General features: G+C 36.6%; 10 protein-coding genes. 7 read left to right on the forward strand and 3 right to left on the reverse strand.

Annotated features, from left to right (window positions below; genetic code table 11):
* Positions 1–84: 84 nt before the first annotated feature.
* The 3 genes from HCX49_RS24660 to HCX49_RS24670 form a co-directional block, all read right to left on the reverse strand.
* Positions 85–1,422, reverse strand: coding sequence for an OmpA family protein (locus HCX49_RS24660; RefSeq protein ID WP_132772249.1), 1,338 nt, complete (start codon positions 1,420–1,422; stop codon positions 85–87).
* A 192-nt stretch (positions 1,423–1,614) separates the two neighbouring features.
* Complete coding sequence (locus tag HCX49_RS24665) at positions 1,615–2,490, reverse strand: universal stress protein (RefSeq protein ID WP_132772250.1); 876 nt, start codon at positions 2,488–2,490, stop codon at positions 1,615–1,617.
* Positions 2,491–2,495: 5 nt separating this feature from the next.
* Positions 2,496–3,338: a universal stress protein gene (locus tag HCX49_RS24670; protein ID WP_021191118.1), complete on the reverse strand. Its 843-nt coding sequence runs from the start codon at positions 3,336–3,338 to the stop codon at positions 2,496–2,498.
* 383 nt (positions 3,339–3,721) lie between these two features.
* On the opposite strand from HCX49_RS24670, the gene alaS reads away from it, so the two are divergent.
* From alaS to HCX49_RS24705, 7 genes are all read left to right on the forward strand, one after another.
* Complete coding sequence (alaS, locus tag HCX49_RS24675; RefSeq protein WP_168128427.1) at positions 3,722–6,337, forward strand: alanine--tRNA ligase; 2,616 nt, start codon at positions 3,722–3,724, stop codon at positions 6,335–6,337.
* Between the two features lie 7 nt (positions 6,338–6,344).
* Positions 6,345–7,445 (forward strand): TlpA family protein disulfide reductase, encoded by a 1,101-nt coding sequence (locus HCX49_RS24680; protein WP_237682888.1) that lies wholly within the window; start codon positions 6,345–6,347, stop codon positions 7,443–7,445.
* Between the two features lie 100 nt (positions 7,446–7,545).
* Positions 7,546–8,238, forward strand: a complete 693-nt coding sequence (locus tag HCX49_RS24685) for a response regulator transcription factor (protein WP_021189425.1) — start codon at positions 7,546–7,548, stop codon at positions 8,236–8,238.
* A 265-nt stretch (positions 8,239–8,503) separates the two neighbouring features.
* Positions 8,504–9,841 carry a dihydroorotase gene (locus tag HCX49_RS24690; RefSeq protein WP_021189426.1) on the forward strand — a complete coding sequence of 446 codons (1,338 nt, stop codon included), beginning with the start codon at positions 8,504–8,506 and terminating at the stop codon, positions 9,839–9,841.
* An 18-nt stretch (positions 9,842–9,859) separates the two neighbouring features.
* On the forward strand, positions 9,860–10,912 hold the full coding sequence (locus HCX49_RS24695) for an LD-carboxypeptidase (protein WP_021189427.1): 1,053 nt from the start codon (positions 9,860–9,862) through the stop codon (positions 10,910–10,912).
* Between the two features lie 4 nt (positions 10,913–10,916).
* Positions 10,917–12,395 carry a M14 family zinc carboxypeptidase gene (locus HCX49_RS24700; RefSeq protein WP_237682889.1) on the forward strand — a complete coding sequence of 493 codons (1,479 nt, stop codon included), beginning with the start codon at positions 10,917–10,919 and terminating at the stop codon, positions 12,393–12,395.
* 208 nt (positions 12,396–12,603) lie between these two features.
* Entirely contained in the window at positions 12,604–13,092 is a 489-nt protein-coding gene (locus tag HCX49_RS24705; RefSeq protein ID WP_168128428.1) for a GNAT family N-acetyltransferase, read from the forward strand.
* The last annotated feature ends 47 nt before the right edge of the window (positions 13,093–13,139 follow it).

Raw genomic sequence — 13,139 nt, forward strand, 5'->3', positions numbered from 1 at the left:
AGCATTCATATTGCGATGTTTTTATTTCATAAAAAAAGGCTACTCTATATAGAGTAGCCTTTCTATGCCTGATGTTAAAATCTACTAATATATTGTAAACTCAACACGACGGTTTTGTTGGCGACCTTCTGCAGTTTTGTTAGATGCAATAGGTTGGTTTGGACCGTAACCAGTAGCTTCTATACGAGAAGGGTTAGCGCCTTTAGATACTAAATAAGCTTTTACTGACTCAGCACGCTCTTTAGATAATCTTAAGTTCAATTGTAATGAACCAGTGTTATCTGTGTGACCAGCTAATTTTAAACTGAAATCTTTTTCAATTAATAAAGCAGCAACTCGATCTAAAGAATTGTATGAAGTAGAACGGATAACAGATTTACCAGTTTCGAATTCTAAGTTTTTGATTGCTTCATCAACAGTTCTTCTATCCGTCTCCGTGATAACTTTCTCTACAATTTTAGTTTCATTTTTAACAAGAATTGGACAACCAGCACCATCTACTTGAACACCTGAAGGTGTACCTGGACATTTGTCAAATTTGTTAGCAACACCATCACCATCATCATCTTGTAAGTCAGCGTTCAATGACTCTACTTTAGATTGTAATGCTTTATTAGCAGCATCCAATGCATCACGTTGTGCTTTTAAATCATCATATTTTGCAGTATAATCATTTACTAACGTAGCAACAGGATTTGAATTATTCAAAGTAGGTTTCGAACCATCTCCTAAAGCAATCTCTAAACCAGCATGTGCATACGAGAATAAATCATTTTTGAATGTTGGAGCAGGAGTAGCACCCGGTATAGATCCATCAAATTTCTGATTCGCCCAGTTCAACTGGTATCCTAAATCTAAATTAATCCCTTTTGCAATAGCGAATTTCAATCCGAAATCAGCAGGGACAAATAACTTCGATTGAGAATCATATGTAGTACTTGTTGAACCCATCGTTACCGTTGCTTCAGAATTTAATACCCCAATACCTAATGATACATAAGGTTTGATAAAACTGTTGAAAAATCTCCAATTGGTATTAGCCATTGTCCACTCTCCAGATAAAGCTGCTGACCAAGGTGTTTTAGTTTCGAAAGATTGTGAACCATCATCATATGCTCCACCAACTTTACCGCCTAAATAAGAAGCTTTAAATCCAAAAGAAGGAGATATTTGTTTCTTAATGTATGCCGAATAACCAACATTGTGATCTAAATCATTGTAATCTTTACGGTTGAAACCAAAAATATTAGTTTGATTTAAAACCCCAGCACCAATACCGATAGACCAAGTTCTGTATTGAGTAGATGGTCCTAGTGGTGTAGTGCCCTCTATAGAACCAACTTTTGCATTTTGTGCAAATGAAGCAGATGCCAATAATCCAGCTGCTACTAATAATCCACTTTTCTTAAGGTTAATCTTCATATTATTTAAATTTGATTTTAAATTTCTTTATAGTGCTCTAGACAATAATGTTGCCAAATATTGGACGTCTGCTACAATCAGAGTTACATTTATCCCCTCTTGTAGACAATTGTCTACTTTGCTATTTTCTTAATTTTAAAAAAAAACGCCATAATGTATACTATTAGTAACATTACAGCGTTTGTGTGTACTTTATTTAGGAATTGTGCTATTCGGATTCGTTTTGCCAAAAAAGTTAGGAATAACAATCCCCATAGCCATTTCTTTGATTATATTTTCATTAAACAAGTTCTGAAAAAATGTTTTACGGCTCTTTGTTATTAAAATAATATCAATATTTTCATCGCGAATCATCGTTTGTATTCCATTCGCAATTTTCTCAGCAGAATTTGCAAAATGACTTCTATTTTTTACGGTATAGGAAATGTCGTCAATGCCCGTTTCTGTAATGATATTGTCTATCCATTCCGTAAGCTTTTTATCCAAGATCTTAATATCAACCTCCTCTTTGTTAATATGAATCAATAATAAATGAAATTTACTGCCAAAGACAGGAATCGCCTGTTTTAACACCTCTAATTCACCTGGTTTAAAATTCGTTAACAAAGCAATCGTATCCTTTTTATATGCGGTTGCATTAGCAGGTATGGCTAAAATTGGAGTTTGTGAATCACGGATTACATCATAAGTATTACTCCCTATTAATACAGACTCTAATCCAGAGGCACCCTTTGTACCCATAACAACAACTTTATACTGATTTCTTGCCGTTTCTTTACTAATAACTTCAGCAAGAATCCCTTCATCGAAAAGTTGGCTTATGACCAAAGTAGGCCATTTTTCTTTTACCACGCCGACAAGTTGATTGAGTTGTTCCTCAGATTCCTTTATAGTTGGATCAACAATGTGTTCCCCATGGACCATAAAATTGGCGTATTTGTTTACATGTCGGGTGTAAACATGTAAGAAAACAAGTTCATCTTGATTTTCAAGAGCAATTTCTCTTGCGTATCGTGCAGCAATAATCGAGTTTTCAGAAAAGTCGATCGGAACTAATATTTTGCCCATAATAATTAAGCTTTAGAAAAAAATGTTGGAATAATAGGATGATGAATGATTTGTTTGGCGACAGATTTTTTGAACAATCTTTCAAAAAATGACTTACGTGTTTTCGTGATCAATACAACATCGATTTCTTCATCTTTGATGATATCATTGATTACCTCAGGAATAGTGTCCAATTCTTCTACATCAGTTTGTATAGAATCTACTTCTATATCCACATCGGTTATTTCCGTGTGCTTTTTGATTTGATATTTCCAAATTTCTAATTTATCCTCAATGTCAGATTCAGACTCCGAATGGTAGTGTACGTGAATAATCTGTACTTTGACATCAGATCCGAATATTTTGATGTATTCATTTAACGTATCCAATTCAGCATATTTAAAATTGGACAATAAACCTATTTTCTTAATATCTTTTGTTTGGTAATTAAAGGGGATCGCAATAACGGGAATATTACTTTTCTGACTAACAGCATATGTTGTACTGCCCACTATCACACTGGTATCATCTGTTTTACCCTTAGTACCCATGATAATAGCCGAATAAGTAGTATTTTTCGTTTCTTTCAACAGGGACTCCGTAATAATGCCGCGCTCACATTTTGACGTGAAAACGATAGTAGGATTATTGGCCTTTAGTTTCTCGATTAAATCAGCCATTAAAACATCTGCTTTGAAATTATCATCAGAACTATCACTGTTTACATCATCAAAAGTACTGGACGAAACGGTATAGTTATGATATAAATGAATATCAAACCCTCTCTTTTTTGCCAAATCAATTGCAAATTGAACAGCCGTGTTGGCGTTCTCTGAAAAATCAATCGGGACTAAAATTTTATTGCTCATGTTGTTTGGTAATTAGTTTTATTACGTACACTTTCTTTAATTAATAATGATATAATTTCATCATTGTAGCTTAACACATTTTGTATCGGTTAAGTTTGTTTTTGACTGTTGTAAAGATATTTTTTCCAATGATCTAAACATGTGCTTAATTTAATGAAATAAAGTGATTTTAAGCACAAATTTAAATAAGACGTATCACGACCATTAATTTTCCTTGTTCCTATTGTAGAGTGAAATTGAATTATTCCTAAAAATAGTCAAAATATATTTTATTTCATGACACTTTTAGTACATTATTATGAACTAAAAGACATCCGTCTAATTGCATAACGAGGCAATTTTAAGTAAGTTTGCAACATCATAATTAGACAATTAGATTTTCAATGACAAGTAGAGAAATTCGTCAGGCTTTTTTGGATTTTTTCAAAAGTAAAGGACACCAAATCGTACCATCTGCACCAGTTGTGGTGAAAAATGACCCCACATTGATGTTTACAAACGCGGGAATGAATCAGTTTAAAGATTTATTTTTAGGCGAAGCCGCCATTAAATTTCCACGTGTCGCCGATACACAGCGTTGTTTACGTGTTTCTGGTAAACATAATGATTTGGAAGAAGTAGGTATTGATACCTACCACCATACCTTATTTGAAATGTTGGGCAATTGGAGCTTTGGCGATTATTTCAAAAAAGAGGCTATTCAGTGGACTTGGGAGTTATTTACTGATGTATATAAATTAGATAAAGACCGTCTTTACGTAACGATTTTCGAAGGTGACGATTCAGAAGGACTAGCAAAGGATACTGAAGCCTATGATTTTTGGAAAGCTTTAATCGCTGAAGATCGTATTCTATTAGGAAATAAAAAAGATAATTTTTGGGAAATGGGAGAGACAGGACCATGTGGTCCATGTTCCGAAATCCATTACGATATGCGTACGCAAGAAGAACGTCAAGAAGTAGCTGGACAGTCACTTGTTAACGCCGATCATCCGCAAGTAATTGAAGTATGGAATTTGGTTTTCATGCAGTTCAACCGTCTAAAAGATGGTTCATTGCAACCTTTACCAGCAAAACATGTGGATACAGGAATGGGTTTTGAGCGTTTGGTACGTTCTATTCAAGGGAAAACATCTAACTACGATACCGATGTTTTTCAGCCTACTATTCAGTTCATCTCTCAAAAAGCCGGGATAGCTTATGGTGCGGATGAGAAAACAGATATTGCAATGCGTGTAGTTGCAGACCATATTCGGGCGATTAGTTTTGCCATTGCCGATGGTCAGCTACCTTCTAATAATAAAGCAGGTTATGTAATTCGTCGTATTTTACGTCGTGCAGTGCGTTATGCGTATACCTTCCTAAATTTCAAAACACCATTCATAAATGAGCTAGTCCCTTTGTTGGCGGCACAGTTTGATGGTGTATTTAACGAATTGAAAGCACAGGAAAGTTTTGTTCAAAAAGTAATCTTAGAAGAGGAAGTATCTTTCTTAAGAACTTTAGTCACAGGAGTACAGCGTTTCGAAAATTATGCTGAATCAAATACAACTGTTGATGGTGATTTTGCATTTGAATTATATGATACTTATGGCTTTCCAATAGACTTGACCGAGTTACTAGCGAGAGAGAAAAATCTTTCCGTTGATATGGTCGGTTTTAATAAAGCATTGCAGATCCAAAAAGACCGTTCACGTGCAGCAACTGCCATTGATACAGGAGACTGGATTTTAGTCAATGAAGATGAAGGCTTTGAATTTGTTGGATACGATACACTAAGTGCAAAAACAGAAATTGTAAAATACCGTAAAGTTTCAGCAAAAGGAAAAGACCAATTTCAATTGGTTTTATCGGTCACACCTTTTTATGCAGAAGGTGGTGGTCAGGTCGGTGACACTGGAGTTTTGATTTCTGAAGCTACAGGTGAGAAGATATTTGTAACCGATACAAAAAAGGAAAATGGGTTGTTCGTACATTTTATAGATACCCTCCCACAAAGTTTTGAAGGCCTTTTTGTAGCTCAAGTCGATCAGGCAAAAAGACAAGATACAGAGAATAACCACTCTGCGACGCATTTATTGCACGCTGCATTAAAGCAGGTATTAGGCGATCATGTGAATCAAAAAGGTTCCTTAGTAAATGATGATATTTTACGTTTTGATGTTTCTCACTTCTCTAAAGTAACAGAAGAGGAAATCAAACAAGTCGAAGATATTGTCAATGCTAAGATTCGTGAAAATATTGCATTGAAAGAAGAACGCAATATTCCTTACCAACAAGCATTAGATTCAGGAGTAACTGCGTTGTTTGGTGAAAAATATGGCGATTATGTGCGTGTCATTACTTTTGATGATCATTTTTCAAAAGAACTATGTGGTGGTACGCATGTTAAAGCTACCGGTCAGATCGGTTTCTTTAAGATTACATCAGAGTCTGCCGTTGCAGCAGGTGTACGTCGTATCGAAGCGATTACAGGAACGAAATCTGCAGCAGTGATCCGTGAACATTTTGAATTAGTTGACCAAATCAAAGGGTTATTAAATAATCCAAAAGACTTTGTTGCCGCAATGGGTAAAATTGTGGACGAAAACAGTGCTTTGAAAAAGGAAATTGAAAAAACGATTATTGAAAAATCATTAGCGTTAAAATCAGTCCTAGAAAGCAAATTACAACAAGTAGGTGATGTTAATTTCTTAGCCACAGTTGTTGATTTGCCAAACGCAGAGGCTGTAAAGACCTTAGCTTACGCATTAAAAGGAGCCGTTAATAACTTATTCTTAGTAATAGGAGCTGATTTTGACGGTAAACCAAGTTTGACCGTTGTCATCTCAGATGAATTAGCAAAATCAAAAGGCTTGAATGCTGGAAATATTATCCGGGATTTAGCAAAAGACATCCAAGGTGGTGGTGGAGGACAGCCGTTCTTTGCGACAGCCGGAGGAAAAAATAGTGTCGGATTACAAACAGCGATAGATAGAGCAATAGAATTTATAAAATAAAACGAATATGATGAAGCAGACGTTGCTAGTGGTGGGTTGTTTATTTTTATTTCTAATCGGATGTAAAAATAAAGATGAGTTTACAATTTCTGGCCAAATTGAAAATCCAGGAAATATTAAAGTAATATCGTTATACGAAGGCGAAAGAAAATTGGACTCCATGTTTTTTGGAGACAAAAATGCCTTTCAATTTAAAAGACCTACTAGTCAGGCGCGTCTATTATCACTTCGTGTAGGTAAAAATCGTTATGATTTAATTGCTTCACCAGGAGAGGACATTGTTTTCAAGGCAGATCTTCAGAAAGATGTTAACGATTATCAATTAGAGGGCTCTGAGTTGTCATCATCGATTCAGAGTTTCTCAAAAATGAGAAATCGACGTGATGCAGTTCGCGATTCCTTACAGGCAGATTTTGCGAAGAAATCCATCACAGCTGATGTGGATGATATTGAAAATCTGCGTAGTGAGTACAAACAAAAGTTTACAGAGCAATTGCAGTACTATACAAAAGCAGCGGTAGATTTTGCTGAACAGCACGATGATATCGCTGGATTTTATGCCATCAGTACACTAGACCCGGAAATTGCAGAAGCTGAAATCATAACCTATGCCGATAAGATAAAAGATAAGTTCTTAGATAATGGCTATGTTACCCAATTTAAAGAAGAAACAAATAAACTGAGAAAGTTGGCTGTAGGTCAACCAGCTCCAGACTTTGAATCGTTCACACCTAACAATAAATCCATCAAGTTATCAGATTTCAAAGGAAAATATGTTCTGTTGGATTTTTGGGCGTCATGGTGTATGCCATGTCGTCAAGAAAATCCGAATATTGTCAAATTATATAATCAGTACAAAGGAAAAGGTTTTGACGTTTTCGGAGTATCTCTTGATGATAATCCGGGACCATGGATGCGTGCCATAGCAGATGATCAGTTACAATGGACGCAGGCATCTGATTTAAAAGCATGGGGATCCGTTGTTGTTGGTCTGTATCGAATCACAGGGATACCAGCCTCCTATGTCTTAAATCCAGAAGGCTTGATCATTGCTAAAAACCTACGCGGTAAAGAATTGGAAGATTTTTTAAAGAAAACTTTAAAATAGCGCAAATTAAATATTAACTTTCGTAATGTTACTTAACAATTTAATAACACTTCGTTAATGTTTTGTTGTCATTTTGTTCATAATTTAGCAAAAAAAAAAGATGAGCATTGCAAAGCAAAAAATATTAGTAGTTGATGACGAGCAAGATATTCTAGAGTTAATTGCTTACAATCTTAAGCGTGAAGGATATCAAGTATCGACTGCTTCGAATGGTCACGAAGCTATCAATGTAGCAAAGGATATTAATCCAGATCTGATTATTTTGGATGTTATGATGCCTAAGATGGACGGTATCGAAGCCTGCCGATTAATGCGTGCTATGCCAGAGTTTAAAAATACATTTATGGTATTTTTAACGGCTAGAAGTGAAGAGTATTCTGAAATTGCAGGTTTCCATGTTGGAGCCGACGATTATATTGCAAAGCCTATCAAGCCCCGTGCTTTGATGAGCCGTATCAATGCCATTCTAAGAAGAAATGTTTCGGAAGAAGCAGCACGATCACAAGACAGATTAGAGATTATGGATCTGGTGATTGATCGTGATTCTTTTTTAGTGTACCGTGGAGAACAGAAAATTGTACTTGCAAAAAAAGAATTTGAATTGATGTACTTATTAGCATCAAAACCAAATAAAGTTTTTACAAGAGAACAAATTTTGAAAAGTATTTGGGAAGATTCAGTAGTTGTTACCAACAGAACAATTGATGTACACATCAGAAAGCTTAGAGAAAAAATTGGTGAAGATTATGTAACCACCGTTAAAGGTGTTGGATACAAATTTGATGTTGCCTAATTGACAAGATATAATTATAATTAAAAGCAGTAATGGATCCCATTACTGCTTTTTTGTTTGTAGAGGTATAATCGATAACATCTTGATCAACTTCAGTTTTAAGTCATCCAATTAAATATAAAACAAGCAGGCTTAATGCAACAGATTTAAAAGACCAAATTTTCAAACTCATAAAGTATGTAAGCAAGCATCCAATTGTGTATTTTTAGGCTGTAAATATTCAAATGCTTATATTTGTATATCATATTAAACATTACCATCATCCATGTCAACAATACTTATAAAATCTGCACAAATCGTTAATGAAGGGAAAATTACCACTTCAGATGTTTATATCAGTAATGGCCGTATCGAGATGATCGCCGCAGAGATTAACCACCCTGCCGATAGAGAGATTAACGCCGAAGGATTACACCTTTTACCCGGATTAATTGACGATCAAGTACACTTTCGCGAACCAGGATTGACGCACAAAGCTGATATCTGGCATGAAAGCCGTGCCGCAGTAGCTGGAGGTACAACATCATTTATGGAAATGCCCAATACAGTACCCAATACTTTAACACAATCTTTGTTACAAGATAAGTACGATATCGCATCTCAAAATGCTTTAGCCAATTACTCATTTTTTATGGGTGCGGCCAATGATAATCTGGAAGAAGTACTCAAAACAAACCCTCGTGATGTCTGTGGTGTCAAAGTATTCATGGGATCATCAACAGGTAATATGTTGGTAGACAATGAGCGTGCATTGGAACAGATATTTGCCAACTCGCCCACATTAGTAGCCACACACTGCGAAGATGAAGCCACTATCCAGGAAAACCTTGCTATATATAAAGAGAAATATGGCGAAGCAGGATTGACAATAGATATGCATCCCCTTATTCGTTCGGCAGAAGCTTGCTACATCTCATCCTCCAAAGCTGTAGAATTAGCAAAAAAGAACAATACCCGCTTACATATTCTGCACATCTCTACTGCTAAAGAAATCGGACTATTCAGAAATGACATTCCATTGGCAGAAAAATTAATTACAGCTGAAGCATGTATTCACCATATGTGGTTCTCCGACGTCGATTACAAGACAAAAGGTAATTTTATCAAATGGAATCCAGCTGTTAAAACAGCAGATGATAGAGATGCCATTGTAAAAGCGGTATTGGATGGACATATCGATGTAATTGCTACCGATCATGCCCCACATACCATTGCTGAAAAGACACAAGCTTATAGCGCCGCACCATCTGGAGGGCCATTGGTACAGCATGCATTACAAGCTTTATTGGACATGTACCATGAGGGCAAGATCACTTTAGAGCAGATCGTTCAAAAGTCAGCACACAATACAGCAATTTGCTTCCAGATTGAGGAACGTGGATTTATTCGTGAAGGATATTGGGCAGATTTAGTACTGGTAGATTTAAATAAACCTTATACGGTTACAAAATCAAATATACTGTCAAAATGTGGCTGGTCTCCATTTGAAGATCATACCTTTAAATCTTCTATCGAGCACACCATTGTATCAGGACAATTAGCCTATTCCAAAGGGAGCTTGATCGAGTACGGCTCTGGTAGACGTTTATTATTTAACAGATAATCATGATCATCCAGGACTATGGATAAAAGAACATTTTTAAAATCCTTAGGCTTAGTCGCAACAGGAATACCTGCACTGTCATTTGCACAGGAAGATTTCTTTGAAACAAAAGCAGATCAAAAGAAATTACTAGCTCAAGTATTGCGCAAAGGAGATACCATCGGATTAATAGCTCCTGCGGGAGTTATTGATACCGAAGAAGCCATTGTTATGACCCGCGAAATTTTTGAAAACTTTGGTTTCAAAATCAAGGAAGGAAAACATATCCGAAGTAGATATGGTAATTTTGCAGGAAAAGATGAAGAGCGCCTAGCCGATATCCACAGCATGTTTGCAGACAAAGAAGTGAAAGCGATTGTCTGTATACGCGGAGGAGCTGGAGCATCCCGTTTATTACCACATATTGATTATCAACTCATCGCCAATAACCCCAAAGTATTATTAGGTTATAGCGATATTACCGCACTGATCATGGCCTTCTATAAAAAGACCGGTTTAATATCCTTTCACGGCGCAGTCGGTATCAGTACATGGAGTAATACCGTTGCTAAAAATTTTGAAAATCAATTTTTCCTTAATCAGCCGGCACAATTTGCAAACCCAACAGAAAAAGGCGATAACTTTATCCAGTACAAAGAGCGGATCACGACCTTAAACTCAGGACAAGCAACAGGTACACTACTAGGAGGAAACCTGACATTGCTCAGTGGGTTATGCGGGTCAGCCTATTTGCCAGATTTTAAAAATGCCATACTCTTCCTAGAAGAAGTAGATGAAAATATAGAGCGCGTGGACCGGATGTTCTGTCAATTAAAATTAGCAGGAATTTTGGATCAGATCAAAGGTTTCGTCTTTGGTAAGTGTACGGACTGTGGGCCAGCAGGAGGTTATGGTTCTCTTACGCTCGAACAGGTATTGAACGATTATATCAAACCGCTCGGGATTCCTGCATATTCAGGAGCCATGATCGGACATATTGCCAATCAATTTATATTACCGGTAGGAGCACAGGTCAAAATAGATGCCGACAAAGGAACCATTACACTTTTAGAGAAAGTACTAAAAGATTAAATCGATGAAAATTATCTCCCTGATGAAAATTATCTTCTTTTTGATCTTCGTTACTTCGGGAATTACAATTTCTGCCCAAACCATGAATTTAAATAAAAATGATTTTGATGAAGCCTATTCATCCTATAAAGAAAGCACGTTAACAAAACGTAGATTTAAACATTCGACTGTAGTCGATCTCATCAATAAGCATCAGGAGGAATCAACCCTAAAGATTGATCAAATCGGACTGTCAGTTCAAAAAAGATCGATCTATAAATTAACCTACGGTCAGGGAAAAAAGAAAGTAATGCTGTGGTCGCAGATGCATGGCGATGAACCGACCGCAACCATGGCCCTTTTTGACCTGTTTAATTTCCTAGAAGGAAAAGATAGCAGATTTCAAAGCTTAAGGGAAATATTAAAATCAAACTTAGAAGTGCATTTTATCCCTATGCTCAACCCAGATGGAGCCGAAATCTATACAAGAAGAAATGCGCAGCACATTGATCTGAATCGGGATGCCAGAGATACCGCAACACCAGAAGGTAAGCTATTAAGAAATCAGGCAGAACTGATCAAACCACAATTTGGTTTTAATCTACACGATCAGAATATCTATTATAACGTTCCGGGAACTAAAACTCCGGTTACCATTTCCCTTTTAGCACCAGCATATAATTGGGAGCGCGAAGTCAATGAAGTGCGTGGTAATGCAATGAAGATCATAGCTGGGATGAATCAGCTGCTTCAAGACTATATCCCAGGAGCCATTGCCAAATATGATGATGAACACTCCCCAAGAGCTTTTGGAGATAGCTTTCAGAAATGGGGTGCAAGCACCATACTGATCGAATCAGGAGCTTTTGCTGGAGATCCGGAAAAACAGGAAATTAGAAAATTGAATTTTATTCTGATTCTTAATTCCTTACTGCAAATCGCCCAGGACAGTTATCAGCAATTTTCAATCTCAGAATACCAGCACATACCATTCAACGCCTCGCAGCTGCACGATGTGATCCTTCGTCGGGTGACCACAATATCACATGGTCTTCCTCTGAAAATAGATATTGCTATCCGAAGAGATGAGATTACCGAGGGGGAAGATTACTATACAAAAGGATATATTGAAGACATTGGAGATCTTCATGACTTTTATGGGTACGATGATCTGGATCTGACAGATTTCGAATTTGTAGAAGCTAAAGTTTACGAAAAGGAATTTTATCGCCTAAGTGATCTTGAAAACGTTGATATAAAAGCATTACTGAAGCAAGGATATGCCGGTGTAAAGATAAATGCATCTGAGCCCAAAGTACTACATTATTTACCCATCAATGTACTATCTAAAAGCAAGTTGAATACGATCAGAACATTAAGTCTTGGTAAAGAAGCAAATTTTTTCTTAAAGAAGAATGAAGAAATTCAATACGCTGTTATCAATGGTTATCTCATTGATTTGAATCAAGAGTTGCCACGAAATATGAAACAGATTGTTCGGTAGTTTGGTTAGATAGTTAGAAGGTAATAAAGTGAGATGGTTAGTAAGTTATACCTTTCGTTACTTCGTCACTAGTCACTTTGTAACTGATAAGTCGGTAATAAAGTGAGATGGTTAGTAAGTTATACCATTCGTTACTATGTCACTAGTCACTTCGTTACTTCGTTACTTGGTCACTGCGTTACTGATAAAATAAAAGTTTATTGTAAATATGGATATTAGAAAAACAAAATTAGAAGATTTAGATCAGGTGATGGCTATTATTGACATTGCACGAGGTCTAATGCGTGCTAGTGGCAATACCATTCAGTGGACAAATGGCTATCCCTCTCGGGAATATATCCAGTCAACAATAGATATCGGAGAGAATTATGTCTGTATAGAAGATGATTCAATAGTAGCCACCTTCTGTTTCTCACTAGAACCTGATCCAAATTATACCATAATTGAAGATGGGCAGTGGTTGAATGAAGAGCCATATGGTGTAGTACATCGTCTGGCTTCCAATGGTCAAGTAAAAGGGGTAGCGGCACATTGCTTTCAATGGTGCTTTGAACAATGTCACAACATCCGGGTCGATACCCATGAAACAAATACCCCGATGCAAAAAGTACTCACAAAACTAGGATACATACGTTGTGGCATTATCTATGTCGGCGATGGGACACCTCGGGTAGCCTTTCAAAAGATAGATTCATAAAAAAGATAACCTCACAAAAAATGGCTTCCGATCAACATCAGAAGCCA

It is taken from the genome of Sphingobacterium sp. B16(2022) (assembly GCF_012030425.1).
GTDB classification, from domain to species: domain Bacteria; phylum Bacteroidota; class Bacteroidia; order Sphingobacteriales; family Sphingobacteriaceae; genus Sphingobacterium; species Sphingobacterium anhuiense.